This window comes from Streptomyces sp. AC602_WCS936 (genome assembly GCF_019049125.1).
In the GTDB taxonomy this organism is placed as follows: Bacteria; Actinomycetota; Actinomycetes; order Streptomycetales; family Streptomycetaceae; genus Streptomyces.
Window position 1 is genome coordinate 1 of the sequence record NZ_JAGMUF010000090.1, and the last position, 24,352, is coordinate 24,352.

General features: G+C 69.9%; 24 protein-coding genes and 3 pseudogenes. 8 read left to right on the forward strand and 19 right to left on the reverse strand.

Annotated features, from left to right (window positions below):
* Positions 1-24: 24 nt before the first annotated feature.
* A pseudogene (locus KUM03_RS25395) lies at positions 25-96 on the forward strand (MBL fold metallo-hydrolase); the annotation flags it as partial.
* A 297-nt stretch (positions 97-393) separates the two neighbouring features.
* On the opposite strand, the gene eccD reads toward KUM03_RS25395, so the two are convergent.
* The 14 genes and pseudogenes from eccD to KUM03_RS25465 form a co-directional block, all read right to left on the reverse strand.
* Positions 394-1,782 carry a type VII secretion integral membrane protein EccD gene (eccD, locus tag KUM03_RS25400; RefSeq protein WP_217252967.1) on the reverse strand — a complete coding sequence of 463 codons (1,389 nt, stop codon included), beginning with the start codon at positions 1,780-1,782 and terminating at the stop codon, positions 394-396.
* A 16-nt stretch (positions 1,783-1,798) separates the two neighbouring features.
* Positions 1,799-2,065, reverse strand: a complete 267-nt coding sequence (locus tag KUM03_RS25405; RefSeq protein WP_217251612.1) for a hypothetical protein — start codon at positions 2,063-2,065, stop codon at positions 1,799-1,801.
* A gap of 24 nt (positions 2,066-2,089) precedes the next feature.
* Positions 2,090-2,974, reverse strand: a pseudogene (locus KUM03_RS25410) (immunity 49 family protein).
* The gene (locus KUM03_RS25415) at positions 2,971-3,129 is read right to left on the reverse strand and encodes a hypothetical protein (protein WP_217251613.1); all 159 of its coding nucleotides are present in this window, start codon (positions 3,127-3,129) and stop codon (positions 2,971-2,973) included. Before KUM03_RS25415 ends, KUM03_RS25410 begins: the two are co-directional and overlap by 4 nt.
* A gap of 457 nt (positions 3,130-3,586) precedes the next feature.
* Positions 3,587-5,974: a YwqJ-related putative deaminase gene (locus KUM03_RS39065; RefSeq protein WP_217251614.1), complete on the reverse strand. Its 2,388-nt coding sequence runs from the start codon at positions 5,972-5,974 to the stop codon at positions 3,587-3,589.
* The gene (locus tag KUM03_RS25425) at positions 5,971-6,360 is read right to left on the reverse strand and encodes a DUF6507 family protein (protein ID WP_217251615.1); all 390 of its coding nucleotides are present in this window, start codon (positions 6,358-6,360) and stop codon (positions 5,971-5,973) included. The genes KUM03_RS39065 and KUM03_RS25425 overlap by 4 nt, the downstream gene beginning before the upstream one ends.
* 55 nt (positions 6,361-6,415) lie before the next feature.
* A complete protein-coding gene (locus KUM03_RS25430; RefSeq protein WP_217251616.1) occupies positions 6,416-6,727 on the reverse strand; it encodes a pore-forming ESAT-6 family protein in 312 nt (103 codons plus the stop codon).
* Between the two features lie 45 nt (positions 6,728-6,772).
* Positions 6,773-7,105: a hypothetical protein gene (locus KUM03_RS25435; protein ID WP_217252969.1), complete on the reverse strand. Its 333-nt coding sequence runs from the start codon at positions 7,103-7,105 to the stop codon at positions 6,773-6,775.
* 390 nt (positions 7,106-7,495) lie between these two features.
* Positions 7,496-7,885 (reverse strand): D-ribose pyranase, encoded by a 390-nt coding sequence (rbsD, locus tag KUM03_RS25440; protein WP_217251617.1) that lies wholly within the window; start codon positions 7,883-7,885, stop codon positions 7,496-7,498.
* Positions 7,882-8,784, reverse strand: coding sequence for a ribokinase (locus tag KUM03_RS25445; RefSeq protein WP_217251618.1), 903 nt, complete (start codon positions 8,782-8,784; stop codon positions 7,882-7,884). Before KUM03_RS25445 ends, rbsD begins: the two co-directional genes overlap by 4 nt.
* A gap of 49 nt (positions 8,785-8,833) precedes the next feature.
* Positions 8,834-10,792 (reverse strand): substrate-binding domain-containing protein, encoded by a 1,959-nt coding sequence (locus KUM03_RS25450; RefSeq protein ID WP_217251619.1) that lies wholly within the window; start codon positions 10,790-10,792, stop codon positions 8,834-8,836.
* Positions 10,782-12,317, reverse strand: coding sequence for a sugar ABC transporter ATP-binding protein (locus KUM03_RS25455; RefSeq protein WP_217251620.1), 1,536 nt, complete (start codon positions 12,315-12,317; stop codon positions 10,782-10,784). The genes KUM03_RS25450 and KUM03_RS25455 overlap by 11 nt, the downstream gene beginning before the upstream one ends.
* Positions 12,314-13,360 carry a LacI family DNA-binding transcriptional regulator gene (locus KUM03_RS25460; protein ID WP_217251621.1) on the reverse strand — a complete coding sequence of 349 codons (1,047 nt, stop codon included), beginning with the start codon at positions 13,358-13,360 and terminating at the stop codon, positions 12,314-12,316. The genes KUM03_RS25455 and KUM03_RS25460 overlap by 4 nt, the downstream gene beginning before the upstream one ends.
* A 223-nt stretch (positions 13,361-13,583) precedes the next feature.
* Positions 13,584-14,087 carry a carboxymuconolactone decarboxylase family protein gene (locus tag KUM03_RS25465; RefSeq protein WP_217251622.1) on the reverse strand — a complete coding sequence of 168 codons (504 nt, stop codon included), beginning with the start codon at positions 14,085-14,087 and terminating at the stop codon, positions 13,584-13,586.
* 193 nt (positions 14,088-14,280) lie between these two features.
* Between KUM03_RS25465 and KUM03_RS25470 the strand changes: the two genes are divergently transcribed.
* Positions 14,281-15,186: an RNA polymerase sigma-70 factor gene (locus KUM03_RS25470; protein WP_217251623.1), complete on the forward strand. Its 906-nt coding sequence runs from the start codon at positions 14,281-14,283 to the stop codon at positions 15,184-15,186.
* Positions 15,187-15,199: 13 nt separating this feature from the next.
* Here KUM03_RS25470 and KUM03_RS39070 read toward each other — a convergent pair whose 3' ends face one another.
* Together KUM03_RS39070 and KUM03_RS39075 are read right to left on the reverse strand one after the other, a co-directional pair.
* Complete coding sequence (locus KUM03_RS39070) at positions 15,200-15,538, reverse strand: SRPBCC domain-containing protein (RefSeq protein WP_308406409.1); 339 nt, start codon at positions 15,536-15,538, stop codon at positions 15,200-15,202.
* Positions 15,539-15,777: 239 nt separating this feature from the next.
* Positions 15,778-15,981, reverse strand: a pseudogene (locus KUM03_RS39075) (hypothetical protein); the annotation flags it as partial.
* On the opposite strand from KUM03_RS39075, the gene KUM03_RS25480 reads away from it, so the two are divergent.
* Positions 15,971-16,588 (forward strand): TOPRIM nucleotidyl transferase/hydrolase domain-containing protein, encoded by a 618-nt coding sequence (locus KUM03_RS25480; protein WP_217251624.1) that lies wholly within the window; start codon positions 15,971-15,973, stop codon positions 16,586-16,588. The pseudogene KUM03_RS39075 and the gene KUM03_RS25480 overlap by 11 nt on opposite strands.
* An 18-nt stretch (positions 16,589-16,606) precedes the next feature.
* On the opposite strand, the gene KUM03_RS25485 is transcribed toward KUM03_RS25480, so the two are convergent.
* Together KUM03_RS25485 and KUM03_RS25490 are read right to left on the reverse strand one after the other, a co-directional pair.
* Positions 16,607-17,977, reverse strand: coding sequence for a HEAT repeat domain-containing protein (locus KUM03_RS25485; RefSeq protein WP_217251625.1), 1,371 nt, complete (start codon positions 17,975-17,977; stop codon positions 16,607-16,609).
* A gap of 56 nt (positions 17,978-18,033) precedes the next feature.
* Positions 18,034-18,444, reverse strand: coding sequence for an ATP-binding protein (locus KUM03_RS25490; RefSeq protein WP_217251626.1), 411 nt, complete (start codon positions 18,442-18,444; stop codon positions 18,034-18,036).
* 218 nt (positions 18,445-18,662) lie between these two features.
* On the opposite strand from KUM03_RS25490, the gene KUM03_RS25495 reads away from it, so the two are divergent.
* From KUM03_RS25495 to KUM03_RS25505, 3 genes are read left to right on the forward strand one after another with little or no spacing between them, the layout of a single operon-like run.
* Positions 18,663-19,499: a helix-turn-helix transcriptional regulator gene (locus tag KUM03_RS25495; RefSeq protein WP_217251627.1), complete on the forward strand. Its 837-nt coding sequence runs from the start codon at positions 18,663-18,665 to the stop codon at positions 19,497-19,499.
* Between the two features lie 5 nt (positions 19,500-19,504).
* Positions 19,505-19,702 carry a DUF397 domain-containing protein gene (locus tag KUM03_RS25500; RefSeq protein ID WP_217251628.1) on the forward strand — a complete coding sequence of 66 codons (198 nt, stop codon included), beginning with the start codon at positions 19,505-19,507 and terminating at the stop codon, positions 19,700-19,702.
* Positions 19,699-19,893: a DUF397 domain-containing protein gene (locus KUM03_RS25505; RefSeq protein WP_374225389.1), complete on the forward strand. Its 195-nt coding sequence runs from the start codon at positions 19,699-19,701 to the stop codon at positions 19,891-19,893. The genes KUM03_RS25500 and KUM03_RS25505 overlap by 4 nt, the downstream gene beginning before the upstream one ends.
* Here KUM03_RS25505 and KUM03_RS25510 read toward each other — a convergent pair.
* The gene (locus KUM03_RS25510) at positions 19,890-20,447 is read right to left on the reverse strand and encodes a Uma2 family endonuclease (RefSeq protein ID WP_254399873.1); all 558 of its coding nucleotides are present in this window, start codon (positions 20,445-20,447) and stop codon (positions 19,890-19,892) included. The two genes, KUM03_RS25505 and KUM03_RS25510, sit on opposite strands and share 4 nt — an antisense overlap.
* Before the next feature lie 80 nt (positions 20,448-20,527).
* Between KUM03_RS25510 and KUM03_RS25515 the strand changes: the two genes are divergently transcribed.
* Both KUM03_RS25515 and KUM03_RS25520 read left to right on the forward strand, forming a co-directional pair.
* Positions 20,528-22,783 carry an ATP-dependent RecD-like DNA helicase gene (locus KUM03_RS25515; protein ID WP_217251631.1) on the forward strand — a complete coding sequence of 752 codons (2,256 nt, stop codon included), beginning with the start codon at positions 20,528-20,530 and terminating at the stop codon, positions 22,781-22,783.
* A 244-nt stretch (positions 22,784-23,027) separates the two neighbouring features.
* A complete protein-coding gene (locus tag KUM03_RS25520; protein ID WP_073723214.1) occupies positions 23,028-24,317 on the forward strand; it encodes a citrate synthase in 1,290 nt (429 codons plus the stop codon).
* The last annotated feature ends 35 nt before the right edge of the window (positions 24,318-24,352 follow it).

The window sequence follows — 24,352 nt, forward strand, 5'->3', positions numbered from 1 at the left end:
GCTGCGTTCGGTGGTGGTGCTGTGATGGCCGCCCGCATCGAACGCCTCGTCACCTCCGGCCAGTTCAGCCTCGACGGCGGCAGCTGGGACGTCGACAAGGCAGGGGATGTGCGGTCCGGGGCCGCGGGAGCGCCCAGTGCGTCGTGCGGGCCGGACGGGGCATCACCACCTGTCTCCGGCCCCGCGTCCGCCGCCGTGGCTGCGGGCTGCGGGGGCGCGGTGTGCACGAGCCGCAGGGCGGGCTCGCCGGGCCGGACAGCCGCACCCGGGTGGCTGTTCCCCAGGCCCCCGCCCAGCTCCCGCAGCACGTCCCGCTGCCAGTCGCCGCCGCCGAGTGCCGACGGCTGCTCCCGCCACTGATCGTCCTGTCCCTGCGTCATGCCGCCGTGCCCCCTAAGCGAAGGTGTCGAGCAGTCGCCCGTACACACCGAACACGCCGGCGAGCAGCGGGAGCAGCGTGATGACCCCCACCGATTCGAGCAGGTCACCGGCGCGGCGCAGCCGGGCCCGTACGTGCTCGGCAGGCTGCACGGCGAGCACGACGAGCGGCAGTACCGCCAGCACGACGAGGACGGCCAGCGGAGCCGCGGCCGAGGACCGTTCCCCCCACGCCGTCAGCAACCGTACGGCGACGGCCGCCGCGGCGGCCAGCAGCACGACCACCTCGGCGACCAGCGGAAACGCCCGGGCCCGCAGGGCCAGCACCCCGGCGACGACCGCGGCCAGCGGCACCGTCCACACGGAGGGGTCCCGCAACGCCAGTACGGCGGCCACGGCTGCCGACCCGGCTACGGTGACGGTGGCGAGCACCAGACCGCGATGGGCGGCGGCCAGAGCGGGGGTCACCTGGTAGCGGCTGACGGAGACCCCTCCGGCCCGGCGGTCGTCGAGCCCGGAGAGCCCGGACGCCATCAGCGCGAGCCGCGGCAGCACCCCGAGCACGACCACACAGACGACGCCGAGAACGGCCCCGGCACGCGCCTGCTGTTCCGCCGTCCCGGCGCCGGACTGCAGGGCGACGACGACCTCCCAGCCGACGGCGGTCACAGCCACGGCACCGGCGCCCACGACTCCGCCCCGCCCCAGCGGCGTACACAGCCCGAGCAGGGCGAGGACCAGCACGCTCACGGCGGCCACCCCGCCGAGCCGCAGCGCGTCCGCCGAGGACCCGCCGAGGTCGTCGACGAGGCTCCACACGCCCAACACACCGAGCGCGCCACCGGCACACAAAAGGGTCGCGGCGAGCCCGTGCCTGCGCACCCGCCCCAGGGCCGCGCCCGCTACCGCGGCCGCACCGGCGGCGGCGAGCAGTGCGGCGGCGATCGTGGCTTTGTCGTCGTACTGCGCACGTGCGAACAGGGCGGCGACGACCACCCAGCCCACGCTCGCGGCACCCGCTGTGACCCGCCGGGCGGCGGGCCCCCACAGCCCTCTTCGGTGACCGAGGTCCTCGGCCACCACGTCGGTGACGTCGTGCACGACGGGGGCGGGCGGGGCGTCCTCCACACGGACGAGACGCAGCACGGCGCCGTCGCGGATGCCCGCGGTCTCCAGTGTGCTGTCGTGATCGAGCGCGGAGCCGTCCACCGTGACGAGGTGACGCGAGGCGGGCCGCCCCTTCGCGCCGTCGTCCAGCAACCGCATGATCTCGGGCAGCAGCAGCCCGACCGGCTCCCGCGCAGGAAGCACCAGGTCGACGCGCCGCCGCTCACCGACGAGCGTGACCCGGCTCAACACCGTCGGCCCACTGCCCGTTTCCCTGCTCAGGGCCCCCGTAGACATCACGTTCGCGAACCTATCACCGACTTGTAGGACTGTCGGAGGGCGTAGAAACGCCGGGAGAGTACGGGCCGCTCTGCCCGATCAGCCGGTGCGACACGAACGACCACCCCACACACCCCGCGCACAGCACGGCCGCGATCACCATCCCGGCGACCGCCTTTCCCACCCGCTCGTCCACGGCCCGCCGTTGCCGCTCCACCCCGAACAACAGGGCGTCCCGCAACCTCCGTCGTCGTACGGAGACGGATTCGAGGAGCTGGCTGTCGTAGTCCTGGGTGGTCATGCCGGGCATTCACCTCGTGTCGGGTCAGGTGGGGAACTCGCCGAGCCAGCTGCGCTTGAGCAGGTGCTCGGGCAGGTACTCCGACTCGACCTCGATGGGCAGTCCGGCGTCATGGGCGAGGCAGGCGAGGGCGAGAATCGCGAGCGGGATGTCGCCGTTGCCCGTTTCCTGACGCTCCTCGCTCGCCGTCCAGTACTCCTTGTGCAGCTCCAACCCCTGCACCAGGGCCTTGTTGAACTGGTCCGCGTCCTGGCCGACGAAGCGGAAGAACAGGTTGATCGGCGGATAGAGGACCTTGAGCATCATCTCGCGGTCCATGAACCGCAGCCGGTCAGGGTCGGTCCCGTCGACCGCGGCGACCAGTTTCTATCCGAGCGCCGGCCGCTCCAGCCAGTACGTCTGGAGGACTTCGACCCAGTGGTAGATGTACTCCTCGAACACGGCACCGGAGGCCCGCAGCTTCTCGACAGGCACCTCGCACAGCTGCGTCATCCGCGCCTGGTCCCGGCAGACGACGGCAAGCCAGAAGGCCTCCAGCCAGGTTCCGGCGTCGATGAAATGGGTGACCCCGACGGTGGGGATCGTCCGCATCTCATAACCGATCACGCACTCCACGGTGGAACCCTCGGGGGCGGTCGCCGAGGCGAACAAGGCAGACCCGACCTGCATGGCTATGACCCAGGCTTCCCAGGTCTCCAGCTTCTGTGCGGTGGGATCGCTCAGCGTCAGGAGACTCGCACTGGACAGAGCGCCGCCGAAGGTCAGGCCGAAGCTCTGAGGGTATTCCTCAAGACGCTTGATATGATGGAGAGTTTTTTCGTTGAGCCCTTGTCGGAATCCGTCCGGGTCCGGATGGCCGATTCCCTGCCCAGGTCGAGAGACATGCGTCGGCATGAACAAGTTCCTCATTTCGCGAGATCGAACTGCTTCATCTGGTACCCGGCATATGTGGGCCCGTTGAAGTCGACGTCGATCAGCGAGGTACCCATGAAACGGGATGTCCTGAGCGAGGCGGCCGACGCGTCGAACTCGAACAGCGATGCCGCGATCAGGTCCTGTGCCATCGAGCACCGCCCTCCGCGACACCACGTCGTCGAGATTATGGAGAGGCGTTGCGGCCCGATGGTCGGGAACCTGTTCACGGCTCCGGCAAGTGGTCGTCAAGACGCCAACTTCGAGTCGGCCGGCCGTCTTGATCCCACCGGTATTCCTCTCGGAGCGTGAGACCGTCATCGTCGAACACTTTGCGTGACGCCAGTGTTCCGTTCGAGTGCCACTCTTTGAATTCTCCGCGAGGAAGACCCTCGCGGACGGTACCTTCCGATCGCGGGGTACCGTCCTTGTACCACTCGCGTGACAGGCCGCATTGAATCCCTGCAACATATGCGTCCAGGCTTACAAGCTTGCCCCCTAGGTATTCCGTCACCTCGCCGGTGAAAAGGGCCCCTCGGTAGAGCAAGCGTTGTGCGTCATCCATGTCCACTTCTGGGTCGTCGATGTCGATGCGTTGTGTGGCGGCCATTAGGGGATCCAGTTCTCGTCACTCGGGGGGAAACCAGTGAAACGTCCGTGGCTGGACGGCACCCCTTGCAGCATGTGGTTGCAATTGGCGCAGTAGGGGGCGGCCCTGCCTGGAGCCCCGGTCGTTTTGTCCGACAAGTAGGGGAATTCGACAGACGCGCGCATTTCGGCGAGCGCGTCTTCCCCGTCGGGGAGACCCTTTTGGGTGCGCTCCCAGAGTAGTGCGTTTGCCGCTTTGACTTCAGCATGTCCCAGAGGATGGTCCTTGTGCGGCGGGCTCAGTCGTATGGCTTCGTAGCGGGCGACCAGGGTGGGATGAAGTTTGTCTGGTGGGATGACGTCGTCCGGCTTCCCGTTGATACCTTCGATGATTTGTCCGGTACGAAGGTCGATCACGGATCCTACACACGCGCCGGTCTGCTTACGTGGGAATACTCCCGCCTCCTTCGCCTGCCGGTACGCGGTACCGCGCTCACGTGACACTTGGTCGAGGTAATCGCTCACCAAACGGCCGTCGACATGAGTGATCAGACCGTTGGCTCGGGTGACCCGTGCCTCGGGGAGTTGGACGAGAACCTTGTCGCCCGGGCCAGGAGCAGGGGCGGCATCGAGATCCGCCCGGAGGGAGTCCACTGAGGGGTCACTATGCCGCGTCGCGCCGAGATCGTCGTGGGAGTCCGGAGGCAGTGAGTCCCTTTCTGAGTCCGAACGCGCCGATGGCCGGGGCTCATCGCCCGAACCGTAGTCGCGCGACTCGCCGTGACGGGGTGAGTCCGTGTGCGGCTGCTCTGGGCGACTGGACGGTCCGTCGCCATGCGAGGGGTGCCCTCCATGAGCCGATCCGGAAGGTGATTCATGGCTGGGAGACGAACGGTTCCCTGCATCGTGGTCCATGCCGCCCGCTGCACGGCCGTCAGACGTGGTGGTCGGAATACTCGATCCACCCGGAGCCGAGTCACCCGTCGCCTCCGCGATGCTGACCTCGCCGGTATGAGCACCGACGGGAGCAGGGCCACGACGGGCGAGACTCAATTCCAGCAGGTCCCGGTCCGCTGCCGACAGTTCCACCTTCGTCGGTGCCGTCGTGCCGTCCGCGCGGACGACCGAGCCGTCGTCCAGGTTCAGGCGGGTGCCGTCCGGCCACTCCACGACATTGCCGCGGATGACCGGCATGTCGTCGGCGACCCGCATCACGCTGCCGTCGGGCTGGACGCGTCCCGCGCCGGAGAGAATGTCGTCGTAGGTGCCCGCGTGCACGCCCCGCAGGCCGGCGAAGAGGTCGGAGACCTTGGCCGTGCCGAACGTCGCGGCCTTGCCGAGGTACGTCATGGGGTCCACCAGCCGGGCGGTCTTGCCGAGCGCGCCGACCGTGCGGGCCACCGCGGCGCTCTTCGCCGCGGCTCCGGTGCCTCCGGTGAACACCGTCGTCAGGACGTTGAAGGTGACCGCGCCGCCCGCGCGTGCGGGATTCTCGCCCCACTGGTCCCAGGCCACCAGCGCCTTGCCCGCCTCCTTGACCGTGTTGCGGGAGTCGCGCAGGTAGGAGGGCAGTTTGTCCTCCGGCATCGCCCAGTAGGCGACGCCGACGACGGGGACCGCGGTGATGAGCACGCCGGTCGCGAGCTTGCCGAGCCCTTTCCACGCCTCGCCCGCCGCGTCCCAGCCGTCGACGCCGACGAGGGTGCCAAGGCCGCGGATCGTGCCCCACACCCCGTCGACGACGAATCCCTTGCCGAACTCCCCCACCTGGTGAGTCAGCCAGTCGAGCCCGTGCCGCTCCTTCTCCACGGTCGAGCCCCAGGGCAGTTCCTCGGACTGGTTCAGCAGGTCGGCGGTGAAGCCGTAGGTGCTGGTGCCGCGCTCCACGAGGCGTTTCTGCGCGCCGTCCTCGAGGATCAGCGTCGATCCGCCCACCAGCGCGGTGATCGTGTTGTGGCAGGCGATCTCCGCCAGCCAGAAGGCGACCGTGGTGGCATTGACGTCGTGCACCAGGTCGTTGTTGAGCTGGACGTTGTCGTCGTCCTCGCGCCAGTCGTCGTCCGCCGCTATCTGATGCCGGAAGGTTTCCGCACGCCGCTTGAGGCTCTTCAGCTTTGCCACGAGCGGCTGGATCTCCGTCTCGTACGAGCTGAGGGCCGCCGCGACTTTCTCCAGATCGTCCGCGAACTCGTCCGCCTTGGCCGCCACCGGCGCCGTCGTGGCGAACAACTGCTCCGCCTCCGGCGCCGTGTAGCAGGCGGACAGGCCTTGGAACCGGGTGTGGACGTCCGAGCCCGACTGGCGGAAGACCAGGGCCTCCCCCGTCAGCAGCATGTGGTCCGTGACCAGTTGCTCCAGGTCACCGGTGAACTGCGGGATGTTCTGTGGGTCGATCAGATCCGCACTCACTTGCCCCCCTGCTGCCCGCCCGCCCCCGGCAGGTCGATCTTCGGCTCCTTCAGCGCGTTCGCCTGGGCCCGCGCGGCCATGTCCAGGTCACCCTTGACATACGCGTTGGTCGCGCCGGCCGCCCCGTTGAGGGAGTTCGACGTGCGCACCGCGACGTACATCAGCTTCTCCTGGTAGGCGGTGAAGAATTCGCCCAGCGCCGCCGCGACTGGGCCCTGGACCCCGCTCCGCTCCACGCCGCCCTGCTGGATCGTGCCGGCGGACTCGGCCGCGCTCGGCAGCGTCTCCTGCAGGGCCTTCCCCGTGTTCGAGAGGCCTTCGGCCGCCTTCGCCGTCTCCTTGAGGACGCCTTGCACGCCCGATGGCGAGATGTCCCACCCCGTCATGGATTCCCCGTTTCCCCATGTCCCCGTGCGCCGTCGTCCGTCGACGCGCCCCGCGTCAGCCGATGTTGTCGACCGCCGCCTTTGCCCTCGCCAACGTTGACTGGGCCGTTCCGTCGTTGTCCTCGAGGGTCGTGCGCACCAGTTGGATGATGCTGCGCACCTCGTCGGCCGCGCGGTTCCAGCGCACTTCCTTGCCGTGGTACTCATCGGAGACGCCATCGGCCTGGAAGTCGGCCATGGCGGCCTTCACAGCCTTGTCGCGGTCGGTCAGCACACGCTCCAGCTGCCCGACGATGCCCTGCAAGCCGCCCTGCACCTCGCTCGACGCGCCGGTGTCGTAGGAGCGGCGGTCCAGATTCTGGCCCATCGTCAAAACCCCCTGTGGTTGTCGGCCTCTGCCCCGGCCGGCGGACTAGCGCGCGCCGAAGCGGGCCGCGTCGAAGTTGGCCACGCCCATGTTCCGCTGCGCGTTGTCCTGCTGTTCGGTGTCACCGGTGGCGAACGCGGTGTCCATACCGCCCTGGCCTTCGAGGATCGCGCTGAGCGACCCGTTGAGCGCGGCGGTGATCTCGTCCGCACGCGTCTTGAACGAGTCGAACGCGACCTTCCCGGATCCGTTGAACTTGCCCTCCAGCGGCTCGGCCGCCTGGATGAGCATGCGGATCAGCGTGCCCAGGTCGGTACTCGAACCGACCGTGCTCCTGCCCAGATCCGACAGAGTCGTGGACCCCATGTCGAACTTCACGTGTGTCACCCCCGTGCATCCCGTACGCATCACAAATCTACTCGAACATGCTGTCGCGCAACGCATTGAGGACGCAACGCCGTCGATCACGGTGTGACGCGATCCGGACATGGCCCGGACGACCTTGCCCGGCAACCGGGGCGGGACGACGCCCGCGCGGCCTCTGTTCCGAGCCTGTGGCGGATGGCCGGAAAGTTTCCGCGAGAACCGTGCAACCCTCTCCGCACCTCGCGGGTCGTACTTCGCGTCAGGACTTCTGGGAGGGGACCCGGGGGGGCTTGAAGGGTCCTGACAAGGGGAGGGGACTGAAGGGGCCCGGTTGACGGACCGGGCCACTTCGAAGTCCGTCCGGCCGGCGCCCCGCCCGCCCCCGCCTCATCGGACGCCGTCTCAGAAGAACACCCCGCAGCGCAGCAGTACGTTCGCGTACGGCCGTGCCTCGCCGGTGCGGACGACCAGCCGCGCGCCGGCGCTGAGTTCCTTGAGCCGTTCGTGCGGGACCAGGGTGAGGTCAGGGAAGTGGCCGGCCAGCAGACCGGCCGTCGACGGATTGGCGTCCCGCACCTCGGCCGCCGCCGTCGCGCCCTCCACCACCAGCTCGGCCAGCAGCCCCTCCAGCACCTCGGCGAAGGAGGGCACACCGGCGCGGAAAGCCAGGTCGACGACGCGCGGGCCGTTCGTTATGGGCATGCCCGCGTCACACACCAAGATTCCGTCCCCGTGGCCGAGTTCGGCGAGGGCACCCGCGAGATGCCGGTTGAGTATCCCCGCCTTCTTCACAGCGCCTCGACCTCCGCGGCCGTCGGGTACGACGCCTGCGCCCCCGCCTTCGTGACCGCCACCGCGCCCACCCGGGCCGCGTACGCCGCCGCCTCCGCGAGCGACGCGCCGGTGCCGAGCCGCCAGGCCAGCGCCGCGGTGAACGCGTCACCGGCGCCGGTGGTGTCCACGGCGTCCACCTTCACGGACGGCACCCGGGACACCTCCGCCCCCGACGCCACCAGCGCGCCCTCCGCGCCCAGGGTGACGACGACCGAACGCGGCCCCTTGGCCAGCAGGATGCGGGCCCAGTCCTCGGGGCGGTCGCTCACGCGAGCGTCGCCGAGGATGACCTTCGCCTCGTGCTCGTTGACGATCAGCGGGTCGCAGGCCGCCAGCACCTCGCGGGGCAGCGGCAGCGGCGGCGACGGGTTCAGCACGAACCGGCTGCCCGGTGCCAGGCTCCGGACCACCTCCACCACCGTCTCCAGCGGCACCTCCAGCTGGGTGGAGACCACACGGGAGGCGTGGAAGAGGCTCGCGGCGGCGCGGACGTCGCCGGGTGCCAGCCGGCCGTTGGCGCCCGGCGAGACCACGATGCTGTTGTCCCCGGACGGGTCCACGGTGATCAGCGCGACGCCGGTCGGGGCACCGCCGACCAGGACGCCCACCGTGTCGACGCCGGCCGCCCGCTGCGAGTCCAGCAGCAGCCGTCCGTAGTCGTCGTCGCCGACCCGGGCCAGCAGCGCCGTACGGGCGCCGAGCCGGGCGGCGGCCACCGCCTGGTTGGCTCCCTTGCCGCCGGGGTGGACGGCCAGGTCGGTGCCGAGCACCGTCTCGCCGGCCCCCGGCCGCCGCTCGACGCCGATCACGAGGTCGGCGTTGGCCGATCCCACGACCAGGAGGTCGTAGTCGTACATGAGTCGCTCTCCGATCCCACTGAACCCCGGGTGATTCCCGGTGAACGTGTCAGCCCTCGAAGCCGGCCACGTTCTCCTTGGTGACCACCTTCACCGGCACCTTCACCATCTTCTCCGTCTTCTCGCCGTCGGCGGCGCGCAACGCGTTCTGCACGGCGATCCTGCCCAGTTCCCTGGGCTGCTGCGCCACGGAGGCGTACAGCGTGCCCTCCTGGACCGCCTTCAGCCCGTCCGGCGTGCCGTCGAACCCGACGACCTGCACGGACTTCCCGGCCTTGGAGCCCAGCGCCTTGATCGCGCCGAGCGCCATCTCGTCGTTCTCCGCGAAGACGCCGTCGATGTCGGGGTGCGCCTGGAGCAGGTTCGTCATCACGTCCAGGCCCTTGGTGCGGTCGAAGTCCGCGGGCTGCTTGGCGACGACCTTGATGCCCGGGTACTCCTTGAGCCCGGCCGCGAAGCCCGCCCCGCGCTCCCGGCTGGCTGAGGTGCCGGCCTGGCCCTGGAGGATGACGATGGTGCCCTGGCCGCCGAGCTTCTCGGCGAGCGCCTTGGCGCCCAGCTCACCGCCCTCGACGTTGTCGGAGGCGACCAGCGCGGCCGTCTTGGCCTCGTTGACGCCGCGGTCCACGGCGACGACGGGGATGTCGTCCTTGTTCGCCGAGCGCACCGAGGGGCCGGCCGCGTCGGAGTCCACCGGGTTGACGATGATCGAGGACAGGCCGCCGCTGACGAAGTTTTGCAGCTGGTTGGCCTGCTGGGAGGCGTCGTTCTGGGCGTCCGTGACCGTCAGGTCCACGCCCAGTTTCTTCGCCTGCTCCTCGGCGCCGGCGCGGATCTGCACGAAGAACGGGTTGTTGAGCGTGGACAGCGACAGCCCGATCTTCTGCGTCTTGCCGTCCGATGACCCGTTGTGCAGCAGCGAGGTCGCGCCGACCACGGCGACGGCGACGACGGCCGCGATGACGTACGTCAGTGCCTGCTTGCCCCGGTTCCCGCCGCCGGACGCCCCGGCCGCCGGAGTCGTCGCGCCCGCCTTGCGCCGCAGCGTGTCGAAGAGCACGGCCAGCGCGATGACGACACCGATGACGACCTGCTGCCAGAACGCGGAGACGGACAGCAGGTTGAGGCCGTTGCGCAGCACCGCGAGGATCAGCGCGCCGATGAGGGTGCCCGACGCCTTGCCGGTGCCGCCCGCGAGCGAGGCGCCGCCGATGACGACGGCGGCGATGGCGTCGAGTTCGTAACCCTGCGCGGCCTGCGGCTGCGCGGAGGAGAGCCGGGAGGCGAGCACGATGCCCGCGGCGGCGGCGAACAGGCCGGAGAAGGCGTAGATGGCGAGCTTCTGCCGCTTCACGCGCAGCCCGGACAGCCGGGCGGCCTCCTCGTTGCCGCCGATGGCGTACATGGAGCGCCCGATGTAGGTCCGCCCGAGGACGAACGCGGTGATCAGCCCCATCACGACCATCACCAGCACCGGCACGGGCAGCCACCCGCCGAGCGTGTCACCGAGGTGGGAGACCGAGTCCGGGAAGGCGATCGGCGAGCCCTGCGAGATGACCAGCGACAGACCGCGCCCCACCGACAGCATGGCGAGCGTCGCGATGAACGGCGGCAGCTTCCCGTACGAGATGAGGAAACCGTTCACCAGGCCGCAGGCGATACCGGTCGCGACGGACAGCAGCACCGCCAGCACGACCGGCATCCCGGCCTCGGTCGCGCTCCACGCCAGCACGGTGGCCGACAGCGCGGCGACCGAGCCGACCGACAGGTCGATGCCCGCCGAGACGATGACGAAGGTGACGCCGAAGGCGAGGATCGCGGTGACGGCGGCCTGGACGCCGACGTTGAGGAGGTTGTCGGCGGTCAGGAAGTCGCCGGACAGCGCCGACATGGCGATGACGAGGACGATCAGCGCGGTCAGGGCGCCGTTGTCGAGCAGCAGGCGGCGCAGGCCGCCCGTGGCGCCGCCCTGCGCGCCCGGCTTGCTCTTGAGCGTGTCAGTGGCCACGGGAGGCCTCCGTTCCGGTTCCGTTGGTGTGGGGGGTGCTGACGGCGAGCGCCATGACGGCGTCCTGGGTGGCCCGCTCGGCGGGCAGTTCACCGGCGACCCGGCCCTGCGCCATGACGACCACGCGGTCGCTCATGCCGAGCACCTCGGGCAGGTCGCTGGAGATCATGAGCACGGCCGCACCGGCCGCCGTCAGCTCGTTGATCAGCTGGTAGATCTCGACCTTGGCGCCGACGTCGATGCCGCGCGTCGGCTCGTCGAGGATGAGCACCTTGGTGTTCGCCAGCAGCCACTTGCCGATGACGACCTTCTGCTGGTTGCCGCCGGACAGGGTCCGCACGTGCTGCCCGAGCCCGGCCATCCGCACGCCGAGCTGTCCGGCGACCCGCTCGGCCGCCGCGTGCTGCCCCTTGAGGTCGACGAGCCCCGCGCGGGCGGACGACTTCAGCGTCACCAGCCCGAGGTTCTCCGCGACGGAGGCGTCGAGCACGAGCCCCTGCCGCTTGCGGTCCTCGGGCACCAGCCCGATCCCGGCGGCCATGGCGGCGTTCACGTCGTGCCGCCGCAGCGGCGCGCCCGCCACGTGCACGCTCCCGGAGTCGTAGGGGTCGGCGCCGAACACGGCCCGCACCACCTCGGTCCGCCCGGCCCCGACGAGCCCGGCGATGCCGACGACCTCACCGGCCCGCACCTCGAACCCGACGTCGTGGAAGACCCCGTCCCGCGTCAGCCCGTCCACCTTGAGCAAGGCCTCACCGGCGTCGGTGCGTTCACGCGGGTACTGCTGCTCGATCGACCGCCCGACCATGAGCCGTACCAGCTCGTCCTCGGGGGTGGAGGCGGGCACCTGCCCGACGCTCCTGCCGTCCCGGATGACGGTGACGCGGTCGCCGAGGGCGGCGATCTCCTCCAGGTGATGGGTGATGAAGACGATCCCGACACCGTCCTCGCGCAGCCGCCGCACGATCGCGAACAGCTTGTCGACCTCCTCGGAGGTGAGCACGGCGGTCGGCTCGTCCATGATGAGCACGCGCGCGTCCAGGCTGAGCGCCTTGGCGATCTCGACCATCTGGAGCCGCGCGATACCGAGTTCACGCACCCGCGCGCGCGGGGACACCTTCACCCCCACCCGCTCCAGCAGCACCTCCGCGTCCGCGTCCATCTTCTTCCGGTCGATCATCCCGAACCGGCGGGGCTGGCGCCCCAGGAAGATGTTCTCGGCGACCGTCAGGTCGGGAACGAGGTTGAACTCCTGGTAGATCGTGGCGATCCCGAGCCGCTCGGAGTCCTGCGCACCGTGGATGCGCACCTCCTCGCCGCCGGCCAGGATCCGCCCGGCGTCGGGCGTGTAGGCGCCGGAGAGCATCTTGATGAGGGTGCTCTTGCCCGCGCCGTTCTCACCGAGCAGCACGTGCACCTCACCCCGGCGCAGGTCGAAGTCGACGCTGTCGAGCGCGACCACGCCGGGGAAGGTCTTGCGGATGCCCTCGATGCGCAGCAACTCGTCCGGACTGCGGCTGCTCACGGCGTACTCCTTCGTACGGGGGAGGGGGACGGGGGGTGTTCGGATGCGGGGGTGGCCTCACCGCACGAACGGCGCACGACGAGCCGCGCCGGAAGGGTGACGGATTCGCCGGTCCGCCCCTCGATCCGGTCGACGAGCGCGCGTACGGCGGCCCGGCCGAGGTCGCCCGTGGGCTGGGCGATCGCGGTGACGGGCGGGTCGGTGTGCACGAACCAGCGGATGTCGTCGAACGCGGCGAGCGCGATGTCCTCGGGGACACGCAGACCGCGCGCGCGTACGGCGTCCAGCGCGCCGAGCGCCATCAGGTTGTCGGCGGCGAAGACGACGTCGGGCGGCTCGGGCAGGTCGAGGAAGCCCTCGGTGACCCGGCGCCCGCTCTCCGCCTGGAAGTCGCCCTGGCCGATGTACGCGTCCGGGAGGGGAAGCCCGTACGCGGCGAGCGCCTCGCGGAAGGCGTCGACGCGCTCGCGTCCGGTCGTGGTGGCGGCGGGCCCGGCGATGATGGCGAGCCGCCGGTGCCCGAGCCCGTGCAGGTGGGCGACGAGGTCGCGCACCGCGCCCCGCCCGTCCGACCGGACGACGGGCACGTCCACGCCCGGGATCCACCGGTCGACGAACACCATCGGCGTCCCGGCCCGCGCGGCGTCCAGCATGCGCGGGGAGCCGCCGTCGGTGGGGGAGACGAGGAGCCCGTCGATACGGCGGTCCAGCAGGGTCGTCACGTGGTGGTCCTGGAGGTCGGGCCGCTCGTCGGCGTTGCCGATGATCACGCTGTAGCCGAGCGCGCGGGCCTCTTCCTCGACCGACCGGGCCAGTTCGGTGAAGTACGGGTTCATGACGTCGCTGATGACCAGGCCGAGGGTGCGGGTCTGATCGGTGCGCAGCGACCGGGCGACGGCGTTCGGGCGGTAGCCCAGCGTCTCGACGGCGGCCAGCACGCGGGTGCGGGCCCCGGGGCTGACGGACGGGTGGCCGTTGAGGACGCGCGAGACCGTCGCGACGGACACGCCCGCCTCGACGGCGACGTCCTTGATGCTCGCCATCGCCGTTCCACCTCCTCGTGGAATCGATTACACGGAGGATTGGAAACGATTACACGGGCGTTCGACAAGAGGGTGAGCGGAAGCCGAAACCCAATCGTGACCGACATGGCGGCGGCCCGGCCGGGGTGTGGAGGCCCCGGACCGGGCCGGACGCGGTCGCTGCGAGGTTCAGCCGTTGCAGCCGTTGCAGCCGTCGCAGCGCGTTGCAGCCGTTTCAGTCGGTTCAGTCGCCGGCTGCGGCCTCACCGACCGCCGCCTTGAACATCCCCGCCTCGTAGGAACCGCCCTTCTGGTGCGTGATCACGGCGAGCCGGTTGGCCGCGTTGATCAGGGCGACCTGGCAGATCAGCGCGGCGGTCTGGTCGTCGTCGTAGTGCTTGCGCACCTGCGCCCAGGTCTCGTCGGACACGCCCTGGTGGGCGTCGGCGAGCCGGGTGCCCTCCTCGGCGAGCGCCAGCGCGGCCCGCTCGGCCTCGGTGAACACGGTGGACTCGCGCCAGACGGCGACCAGGTGCAGCCGCACCGCGCTCTCCCCGGCGGCGGCCGCCTCCTTGACGTGCATGTCGACACAGTGGCCGCAGCCGTTGATCTGGCTGGCCCGCAGCGACACCAGCTCCTGCGTCGACTTCGGCAGCGCCGACTGGTGGACCAGCATCCCGGCGCCCGCGAACCGCTTCGCGAACCGGCCTGCGAACTCGTTCTCGAACAGGTTGAATCGGGTGTCCATGATCCCGTCCTCGCTCTCGATGACTCGGTGTCTCGGTGACTCGGTGACGAACACGAGACGCCGGCGGCCCGGTCCCTGTGACGGGATGCCGATGTGACGTGGCCCACCGGCGGCGGGTGTCACAGCGCACCGGCGGCCGGTGTCCCGTGCGCGTGACACCGAAACGACCGAGCCGAACGAACGGGAGAAGCCGGTGACCAGTGAGAACGGCGGACGCGACCAGGACGGCGCTACCGAGACCTTCGTCGCCCACCGCAACCTGCTCTTCACGGTCGCGTACGAGATGCTCGGCTCGGCGGCGGACGCCGAGGACGTCCTCCAGGAGACCTGGCTGCGCTGGGCGGACGTCGACCTCGGCGTCGTACGCGACCGGCGCGCGTACCTCGTCCGCATCACCACCCGCCAGGCCCTGAACAGAATCCGCACCCTCGGCCGCCGCAAGGAGTCCTACGTCGGCTCCTGGCTGCCCGAGCCGCTGCTGACCACCCCCGATGTGGCGGAGGATGTCGAGCTGGCCGACAGCGTGTCGATGGCGATGATGCTGGTGCTGGAGACGCTGACGCCGACCGAACGGGCGGTGTTCGTACTGCGCGAGGTGTTCGACCTCGGTTACGACGAGATCGCCGACGCCGTGGAGAAGAGCCCGGCCGCCGTCCGGCAGATCGCCCACCGGGCCCGCGCGCACGTCGCGGCCCGCCGCCCGCGCGGGGTGGTCTCGGCGACCGAGTCGCAGAAGGCCCTCGCGGCCTTCCAGCGGGCCGTGGAGACGGGCGACCTCCAGGGCCTGCTCGACATCCTCTCCCCGGACGTCGTCCTGCTCGGCGACGGCGGCGGCATCAAGCAGGCCGTCCTGCGCCCCATCATGGGGGCCGACAAGGTGGCCCGCCTGCTGCTCGGCGGACTGGCCAAGCAGACCGTCGCGCTGTCGATGGAACCGGCCCAGGTCAACGGCTACCCGGCGCTGGTTCTCCACGTCGACGGCGAGCTCGACACGGTGGTGGCGGTCCGCTTCGACGAGGGCCGCATCAGCGGCCTCTACGCCGTCCGCAACCCGGAGAAGCTGTCGCACATGCACCGGGAGACGGCCCTGCGCCGCTGAAGGACCGACCGGCTCACTGGGGCTCCGGCAGCGTCTCACCGGTCTCCAGCAGCGTCTTGAGGCCGGCCAGGAGGGCCGGCCAGCCGTGCTGGATCATCCCGCGGACGGTGCTGCCGGGCTCGAACCCGTCGTGGACGACGGTCAGTTTCACCAGTTCCTCGCCGAGGTCCTCGATCTCGAACGTGACCTTCGACCGCCGCTCGGCGGAGAGCCTGGCGAGCGTCTCGTCGTCGATCCCGTTGGCCTTCGCCCACTCGGGCGTGAAGGTGTGCGACAGCCGTCGGCAGGGCTCGGCCTCCAGGACGACCTGCTCGGGATCGGCGGTCTCCGTCGCCAGCTCCTTCCACACCACGGGCGACCCGGCCGCCCAGTCGGTGCCGAACTCGGGCCTTCCATGGCGGTGTTCTCCAGCGCCTGCTTGAGGTCGGCGAGTGCGCGCACCGGCTCCCGGTCGTAGCGGCTGATCCAGCGTTCGGCGATGGCGTTGATCGGCTCGGCGTTGAGGTAGTGCAACTTCTCCCGGCTCCGCCGGACGGTGGTGACCAGGTGGGCCGCCTCCAGCGCCGCCAGGTGCTTGCTGACCGACTGCCGGGCCATGTTCAGCCCGGCGCACAGCTCGCGCAGGCTCTGCCCGTTGCGCGCGTGCAGGCTGTCCAGCAGTCGGCGTCGACTGCCGTCGGCCAGCGCCTTGAAGACCTCGTCCATCTCCGCCCCTCTGACATGCAGCCCGACGGAACCGCGATATTCGCTACCGCGCCGGCCGCCGAGGACGGAGACTCGACCCATGGCGGACATGGCATCGTTCCGGGACGCGGTCACGGCGTGGGCGGCGGGCGGTCCCGAAGACCCCGTACGCGAACTCGCCGGGCGCCTGTCCGTCCGTACGGCGGTGCTGCTCGAAGGGCCGAGCGACACGGCGGCGGTCGACGCACTGGCCGCGCACCACGGCCGGGACCTCGCGACGGAGGGGATCTGCGTTCTGTCGATGGGCGGCGCGATGAGCGTCGGCCGCTTCGCGGGCCTCCTCGGCCCGACCGGCCTGGACCTGCGGCTGGCCGGCCTGTGCGACGAACGGGAACGTGGCTACTACGTCCGCGCCCTGGACCGCGCGCACGCCTCCCCCGACGACCTCTTCGTCTGCACGGCCGACCTGGAGGACGAGCTGATCCGCGCGCTCGGCGAGGACCGGGTGACGGAACTGATCGAGGCGGAGGGCGACCTCCGCCCTCTTCAGACCTTCCTCCGCCAGCCCGCCCAGCGGGACCGCACGGCCCGCCAGCAACTCCGCCGCTTCTTCGGCACGAAGAAGGGCCGCAAGATCCGCTACGGTCGTGTGCTGGTCGAGGCCCTGGACCCGGCCCGCACGCCCGCCCCGCTGGCGGGGCTGTTCGCGGCACTGTGACGCCGGCGCTCCGTCGGCCTACGCGTCCCCGGCTGCTGGTGCGAGCGGCCACGGACGGCGCTCCCGACGCGTCCAGTCCCACAGCGCGTCGACCCGGTGGTCGTGCTCGAACCCGCCGCCGAGCGGCCCGACCCGCTCGACGGCCTCCCCGGTGCGCGGATCGTCGCGCAGCACGAGACCGTAGGCCGCCTCCAGGCGTACGAGCTGGTTGTCGTCGCCGAGCAGTGCGGCCAGGGCGTCGGCGGTGACGGCCGTACGGTCCGGTGAGGCGGTCAGCGCCTCCGCCACCGCGCCCCGCAGTCCCCGCTCCGGCCCCTCGGCCAGGCGGGCCAGCTCAGCGGCGGCCCGCGCGAGAAGGGCGTCGTCCTTCAGAGTCGCCCGGCACGCCTCCAGCCGTACGCGGGCGTCCGGATCGCCGAGGAGGACGAGCAGGGCCGCGCCGGCCTCGGGCGAGCGGGTCTCCGACGCGGCGAGGACGGTGGTCGCGCGCAGGCGCACGCGGGGGTCCCGGTGCGCGGCGTGGCACAGTCCCGTCGCCTCCATGCGGGGATGCTCGTACTCGGCGAAGGCCTCCAGTACCTTCGCGAGCACCGCACCGTCCGTCTCCCGCGTCGCCCACGCGGCCAGGAACTCGCTCTCCCGCTCCGCGAAGGGGGAGTCGCACGCGAGGATCCCGCGCGTCCGCAGGTAGTCCGCGACGAAGCGGCGGTGTGCCGGATCGGGGTGGTCGCCGTGGGCCAGCGCGGCCGACCAGGTCTCCTGGCGGTGGCGCTCCAGAAGCGCGTAGCACACTGCCCACCAGTCGACGTGCTCCTCGTCCGCCACGGCGACGGCGCGGTCGATCAGTTCGTCGACGGAGGGCAGGACCTGAAAACGTGACTCCAGCCACGTCAGGACGGCCCCGTGCCCGGCCCGTACGACCAGACCGCCGAGCGCGTACTGGTCGACCCAGTCGTGCCCCTCGTCCGTCACCCGCTCCGGCATGACGGGACCCCGTGTCCCCGTCCTGCGCCGCAACTCCTCGACCACGCCCGTCTCGTACCAGCTCCGGGCCCGGGCGAGCAGCCGCGCACGCTCCTGTTCCGACAGCCGCAGCCGGGGATCCTTACCGAGTACCGAGCAGAAGACGGCCGGGGACCCACCGTCGAGCGCCCGCAGCAACGGCGTACTCCCGTCTGGAAGCTCCCGATCAGGATCGGCCCCACCGTCCATCAGGGCCTCGGCGGCCGGGGCGTCGTAGGCCGCCACGGCAGTGCACAGCACCGGCAACCCGCCGTCGGCGTCCACCGTGTTCGGGTCCGCTCCCTCGTACAGCAGGTCCCGCACCGCGTCGGCGTCACCGGACAGGACCGCCGAGACCAGCCGGCGATCGAGTTCACTCGCACTCATGCGGCGAGCCTCCGGAAGAACCCCCGTCGGGGCAAGTGAATTGTCCGGGCGGGCCTTCAGGCTGCCGACAGCTCGCACCATACGTACTTGCCCCGATTGCCGTGTCTGGCCAGCGGATGCCACCCCCACACGTCGGCGCAGGCCCGCACCAGCGCCAGCCCCCGCCCTGCCTCCGACTCCTCCACCCGCCCGAAGGCGGCCGGGGGTTCGGGCGGTTCGGGGTCCGCGTCCCACGCCCCGATCCGCAGCGTGCCCGGCGGCGACCAGCGGATGCGGAGGGCGGCGGGGCCCTTGGTGTGCCGTACGGCGTTGGAGACCAGCTCCGTCGCGAGCAGTTCGGCGAGGTCGACGAGGCGGATCAGTCCGTGCATGGTGAGGACCAGACGGAGGGTGCGGCGGCTGACGGTGACGGCGCGGAGGTCGTTGGGGATGTAGAGGGAGTACTCCCACGGATCGGTTTCGGGCATGCGGGATCTCTCGTTTCGGGTGTGGTGGGTTGAGGACGGGCCAGGTGTCAATGCCGCAGCCGTCATGGCAGGACGGGGCGGTGCGCTTCCGGTGGCCCGGTTTCGCACGGTGTGCGTCGCGTCACCGACGGTAGGGCTAACTAGTAATCCCGGGCAAGCCGATCGCGTAATCTGACCCCCGAACGAGCTCTCTTAGTAGCCGGGTTGAAAGAGGAACCATGGTTCTCAGGCGCGAACCGACCGCACGTCAAAGGCGTCTCGGGCTCGAACTGCGCCGACTCCGTGAAGCGGCCGGCCTCACCGCCACGCAGGCGGCAGCGTTGCTCGGTGCGAATAGGGTCCAGATCACCCACATCGAATCCGGGCTGACAGGCGTGAGTGAACAGCGGTTGCGCCGCTTGAAGTCGCACTACGCCTGCACGGACGAGGATCTCATCGAGGCGCTGACTTCTATGGCGACCGACCGAACACGTGGTTGGTGGGAGGAGTATCGCGGACTATTGCCCACGCCGTTTCTCGACCTGTCGGAACTTGAGCACCATGCGACCTTCCTACGGGACGTCGCGATCCTCTACGTTCCGGGCCGCCTGCAGACCGGGGACTACGCACGTGCCGTCTTTTCCTCGCGCCTGCCCAGGCTGACCGAGGAGGAGATCGATCTGCGCGTCCAGCACCGTCTGGCTCGCCAAGAGCTTGCTGTTCCGCACGATGTCGTGATCCACGAGGCGGCACTGCGCATCAGGGTGGGCGACCGAAAGGTCGCTCGCGGGCAGCTTGAGAAACTCCTCGAGCGCTCCGAAGCGGACCACGTCACCTTGCGGGTCGTCCCGTTCGACCTGGACGGCTTCGGCAAAGCATCGAGCACCATGACCTACGCGGGCGGTCCCATGCCCAGGCTGGACACCGTGGTGCGCGACGCGCCCCACGGCGTGGTCTTCATAGACGCAGAGGCGCAATTGAGCACTTACCGAACGAACTTCCGTATGGTGACGGCTGTATCGCTCGAACCCGCACGGTCGCGCACATTCATCCACGAACTTGCGAAAGAGCTGTGAGACTGATGACTACGTTCGACAATTGGCGCAAGTCCTCCTACTCCGGAGAGGGCGACGGCAACAGCTGCGTGGAGGTCGCGAACTCATCCACCCGCGTAGCCTTGCGCGATTCCAAGGCCCGCGAGGACGGAGCACTCTCCGTCCCGACCGAGGCCTTCAGTGTCTTCGTCCGGGCGATCAAGGGGGCGGAGAAGGAGCTGTGAGCTACATGGACAACTGGCACAAGTCGTCGTACTCGGGACCGGGCGACGGCAACGAATGCGTGGAGATAGCCACGTCGACCACCCACGTCGCCGTCCGCGACAGCAAGGCCCCCGCCCGAGCCACCCTCACGTTCCCGCCGGAGGCCTTCGGTCACTTCCTCGAAGGCGTCAAGTCGGACGCGGGCCGTTAACCCTCCCGGCCGTACCTGCGGAACTCCGACGTCTCCACCACCCACGGCCCGAACGCCACCGAGTCACCGAAGATGTACGGCACATCGGTGCTGTAGCGACCCTTGTAAGGCTCGGCGTGCACCTGGATCGTGCCGGTGCGTGGGTCAACGATCATGTAGTGCGGGATGCCCATGGCCGGGTATTCGGCCAGCTTCACGTCGTACTCGTTGCCCGGAACGAGCGGCGAGAGCACCTCGATGACCGCCAGCACCTGCCTCGAGTCAACGGCGATGCCGTCTTCGTCGAGGGTCGCCTCGGGAATCACCACAGCGGCAGGGCGGCGCATGCGGCCGATGGCCGGGCACTCGATCGCAGGACCGTTCGCGCAGATGTAGCCGGGGTGCGTGCTGCGGAGTTGCCGGTCCACTTGCTCGCGGATGCGACGGACCGTGCCCTCACGGCGTTTGGACGGGCACAGCATGGCCAGTGCCGGACCGGACGGCCCGATCTCGACGCGCCACGTCCCTTCCAGGCGCTCCGCGTATGCCCCGAGGTTCTCGGCGATGGCGCGCATCCTCGCGTACTCCACGCCGCGAGCGTACTGAGAAGCCGGTCCCGGTCACCCCTGTCACACCCCACCGGTACCGTCGGATCATGACCGACCAGCCCCCCGCGGCCCCCGGCGAGCGGCGGCTCGCCACCCTCGAAGGCGTCCTGGAGCGCGTCACGTACGCCAACGAGGAGAACGGCTACACCGTCGCCCGCGTCGACACCGGCAGAGGCGCCGGCGACCTGCTGACCGTCGTCGGCGCGCTGCTCGGCGCGCAGGTCGGGGAGTCGCTGCGGATGGAGGGGCGCTGGGGGTCGCACCCGCAGTACGGCAAGCAGTTCCACGTCGAGAACTACACGACCGTCCTGCCCGCCACCGTCCAGGGCATCCGCCGCTACCTCGGCTCCGGCCTCGTCAAGGGCATCGGGCCGATCTTCGCCGACCGCATCACGCAGCACTTCGGCATCGACACCCTCACCGTGATCGAGGAGGAGCCCAAGCGGCTCATCGAGGTGCCCGGCCTCGGTCCCAAGCGGACGAAGAAGATCGCCGACGCCTGGGAGGAGCAGAAGGCGATCAAGGAGGTCATGCTCTTCCTCCAGACCGTGGAGGTGTCCACTTCGATCGCCGTGCGCATCTACAAGAAGTACGGTGACGCGTCGATCTCCGTCGTGAAGAACCAGCCCTACCGCCTGGCCGCCGACGTCTGGGGCATCGGCTTCCTCACCGCCGACAAGATCGCCCAGTCCGTCGGCATCCCGCACGACAGCCCGGAACGGGTGAAGGCGGGTTTGCAGTACGCCCTGTCGCAGGCCACCGACCAGGGGCACTGCTACCTCCCCGAGGAGAAGCTGATCGCCGACGCGGTGAAGCTGCTCCAGGTGGACACCGGGCTCGTCATCGAGTGTCTTGGTGAGCTGGCCGCCGAGCCGGACCATCCCGACGACGATCCCGGGGTCGTGCGCGAGAAGGTCCCCGACCCGGAGGGCGGCGACCCCGTCACCGCCGTCTACCTCGTCCCTTTCCACCGCGCCGAGCTGGCCCTCGCCGGACAGCTCCGCCGCCTCCTGCGGACGGACGAGGACCGGATGCCCGCCTTCCAGGGCATGGCCTGGGACAAGGCTCTCGGGTGGCTCAGGCAGCGCACGGGCGCCGATCTCGCGCCCGAGCAGGAGGCGGCCGTACGCCTCGCCCTGACCGAGAAGGTCGCCGTCCTCACCGGCGGGCCCGGCTGCGGCAAGTCGTTCACCGTCCGGTCGGTCGTGGAGCTGGCCCGCGCGAAGAAGGCGAAGGTGGTGCTCGCCGCGCCCACCGGGCGGGCGGCCAAGCGCCTCGCCGAGCTGACCGGTGCCGAGGCGTCCACGGTCCACCGGCTGCTGGAGCTCAAGCCCGGCGGTGACGCCGCCTACGACCGGGACCGGCCGCTCGACGCCGACCTCGTCGTGGTGGACGAGGCGTCGATGCTGGACCTGCTCCTCGCCAACAAGCTGGTCAAGGCGGTGCCTCCGGGTGCACATCTGCTCTTCGTCGGGGATGTCGACCAGCTGCCCAGTGTGGGGGCGGGGGAGGTGCTGCGGGATCTGCTCGCGCCCGGCAGCCCCGTCCCCGCCGTCCGGCTCACTCGGGTCTTCCGGCAGGCCCAGCAGTCGGGGGTGGTGACCAACGCGCACCGGATCAACGCCGGGCAGCACCCGCTCACCGACGGGATGAAGGACTTCTTCCTCTTCGTCGAGGACGACACCGAGGAGGCGGGGCGACTCACTGTCGACGTCGCCGCGCGGCGCATCCCGGCGAAGTTCGGGCTCGACCCGCGGCGTGACGTGCAGGTGCTGGCGCCGATGCACCGGGGACCCGCCGGGGCCGGGACGCTGAACGGGCTGCTCCAGCAGGCCGTCACCCCCGGCCGCCCGGATCTCGCCGAGAAGAGGTTCGGCGGCCGTGTTTTCCGGGTCGGCGACAAGGTCACTCAGATTCGCAACAATTACGAGAAGGGTGAGAACGGTGTCTTCAACGGCACCGTCGGCGTGGTCACCTCGCTCGACCCGGTGGACCAGCGCCTCACCGTGCTGACGGACGAGGACGAGGAGGTTCCGTACGAATTCGACGAACTGGACGAACTGGCCCACGCCTACGCGGTGACCATCCACCGGTCCCAGGGCAGTGAGTACCCGGCGGTCGTGATTCCCGTGACCACCGGTGCCTGGATGATGCTCCAGCGGAACCTGCTCTACACGGCGGTCACCCGGGCCAAGCGGCTGGTCGTCCTCGTCGGTTCCCGCAAGGCGATCGGACAGGCGGTGCGCACGGTGTCGGCCGGCCGGCGCTGCACGGCGCTCGACTTCCGGCTGGCGGGCCCCTGACCCCGCAGACCTTCCGGCAAACCTCCCCGCCCCTGTGAAAAAAATGATCGATCAAATGAGTCGGGAAGGTCACAGAGCACTTCCGGATGGGGAGGAGAGGGGGCAGGATGAGCTAGTTGGCGGCACTGAGTGCCGCCGATAGGCCCGATGGTCGACCCCGAGTGCACTCTCCTGAGCCAAGTGGGGGATGGTAGAGACAGTCAGGGCACCTCGAAGATGAGGCACTACGTCGGTGAGGGAAGACGTGAGCGACAACTCTGTAGTACTGCGGTACGGCGACGGCGAGTACACCTACCCGGTGATCGACAGCACCGTCGGCGACAAGGGCTTCGACATCGGGAAGCTCCGCGCCCAGACCGGTCTGGTGACGCTGGACAGCGGTTACGGCAACACCGCCGCCTACAAATCCGCCGTTACCTACCTGGATGGCGAAGCCGGCATCCTCCGGTACCGCGGCTACCCGATCGAGCAGCTGGCCGAGCGCTCCTCCTTCGTGGAGGTCGCCTACCTGCTGATCAACGGAGAGCTGCCGACCGTCGACCAGCTGGCCGCCTTCAAGGGCGAGATCACGCAGCACACCCTGCTGCACGAGGACGTCAAGAACTTCTACAAGGGCTTCCCGCGCGACGCCCACCCGATGGCCATGCTGTCGTCGGTGGTCTCCGCGCTGTCGACGTTCTACCAGGACAGCCACAACCCGTTCGACGAGCGTCAGCGCAACCTCTCGACGATCCGGCTGCTCGCCAAGCTCCCGACGATCGCGGCCTACGCGTACAAGAAGTCGATCGGCCACCCGTTCGTCTACCCGCGCAACGACCTCGGCTACGTCGAGAACTTCCTGCGCATGACCTTCTCGGTCCCCGCCCAGGAGTACGAGCTCGACCCGATCGTCGTCTCCGCGCTGGACAAGCTGCTGATCCTGCACGCGGACCACGAGCAGAACTGCTCGACCTCCACGGTCCGCCTGGTCGGCTCCTCCCAGGCGAACATGTTCGCGTCCATCTCGGCCGGCATCAACGCGCTGTGGGGCCCGCTGCACGGCGGCGCCAACCAGTCGGTGCTGGAGATGCTGGAGGGCATCCGCGACTCCGGCGGCGACGTCGACACCTTCATCCGCAAGGTGAAGAACAAGGAGGACGGCGTCCGCCTGATGGGCTTCGGCCACCGGGTCTACAAGAACTTCGACCCGCGCGCCAAGATCATCAAGGCCGCCGCGCACGATGTGCTCTCCGCCCTCGGCAAGTCCGACGAGCTGCTGGACATCGCCCTGAAGCTGGAGGAGCACGCGCTCTCCGACGACTACTTCGTCTCGCGCAGCCTCTACCCGAACGTCGACTTCTACACCGGCCTGATCTACCGGGCCATGGGCTTCCCGACCGAGATGTTCACGGTCCTGTTCGCCCTCGGCCGCCTGCCGGGCTGGATCGCCCAGTGGCACGAGATGATCAAGGAGCCGGGTTCCCGCATCGGCCGCCCGCGCCAGATCTACACCGGCGTCGTCGAGCGCGACTTCGTGCCGGTCGAGGAGCGCTGACACCTGCCGGTATCGGTGCCGTGCGCCTAAGAGTT

What these genes read in the sequence shown, in the direction of transcription:
- KUM03_RS25510 (WP_254399873.1), bottom strand. Translation starts at nt 20,447, where the DNA reads ATGCGCGCCATCGCCGAGAACCTCGGGGCATACGCGGAGCGCCTGGAA.
- KUM03_RS25445 (WP_217251618.1), bottom strand. Translation starts at nt 8,784, where the DNA reads ATGTACGACTACGACCTCCTGGTCGTGGGATCGGCCAACGCCGACCTC.
- KUM03_RS25485 (WP_217251625.1), bottom strand. Translation starts at nt 17,977, where the DNA reads ATGAGTGCGAGTGAACTCGATCGCCGGCTGGTCTCGGCGGTCCTGTCC.
- KUM03_RS25415 (WP_217251613.1), bottom strand. Translation starts at nt 3,129, where the DNA reads ATGGCACAGGACCTGATCGCGGCATCGCTGTTCGAGTTCGACGCGTCG.
- eccD (WP_217252967.1), bottom strand. Translation starts at nt 1,782, where the DNA reads ATGTCTACGGGGGCCCTGAGCAGGGAAACGGGCAGTGGGCCGACGGTG.
- KUM03_RS25480 (WP_217251624.1), top strand. Translation starts at nt 15,971, where the DNA reads ATGGCGGACATGGCATCGTTCCGGGACGCGGTCACGGCGTGGGCGGCG.
- KUM03_RS25515 (WP_217251631.1), top strand. Translation starts at nt 20,528, where the DNA reads ATGACCGACCAGCCCCCCGCGGCCCCCGGCGAGCGGCGGCTCGCCACC.
- KUM03_RS25465 (WP_217251622.1), bottom strand. Translation starts at nt 14,087, where the DNA reads ATGGACACCCGATTCAACCTGTTCGAGAACGAGTTCGCAGGCCGGTTC.
- KUM03_RS25490 (WP_217251626.1), bottom strand. Translation starts at nt 18,444, where the DNA reads ATGCCCGAAACCGATCCGTGGGAGTACTCCCTCTACATCCCCAACGAC.
- KUM03_RS25425 (WP_217251615.1), bottom strand. Translation starts at nt 6,360, where the DNA reads ATGACGGGGTGGGACATCTCGCCATCGGGCGTGCAAGGCGTCCTCAAG.
- KUM03_RS25495 (WP_217251627.1), top strand. Translation starts at nt 18,663, where the DNA reads ATGGTTCTCAGGCGCGAACCGACCGCACGTCAAAGGCGTCTCGGGCTC.
- KUM03_RS25500 (WP_217251628.1), top strand. Translation starts at nt 19,505, where the DNA reads ATGACTACGTTCGACAATTGGCGCAAGTCCTCCTACTCCGGAGAGGGC.
- KUM03_RS25460 (WP_217251621.1), bottom strand. Translation starts at nt 13,360, where the DNA reads ATGGCGAGCATCAAGGACGTCGCCGTCGAGGCGGGCGTGTCCGTCGCG.
- KUM03_RS25430 (WP_217251616.1), bottom strand. Translation starts at nt 6,727, where the DNA reads ATGGGCCAGAATCTGGACCGCCGCTCCTACGACACCGGCGCGTCGAGC.
- KUM03_RS25405 (WP_217251612.1), bottom strand. Translation starts at nt 2,065, where the DNA reads ATGACCACCCAGGACTACGACAGCCAGCTCCTCGAATCCGTCTCCGTA.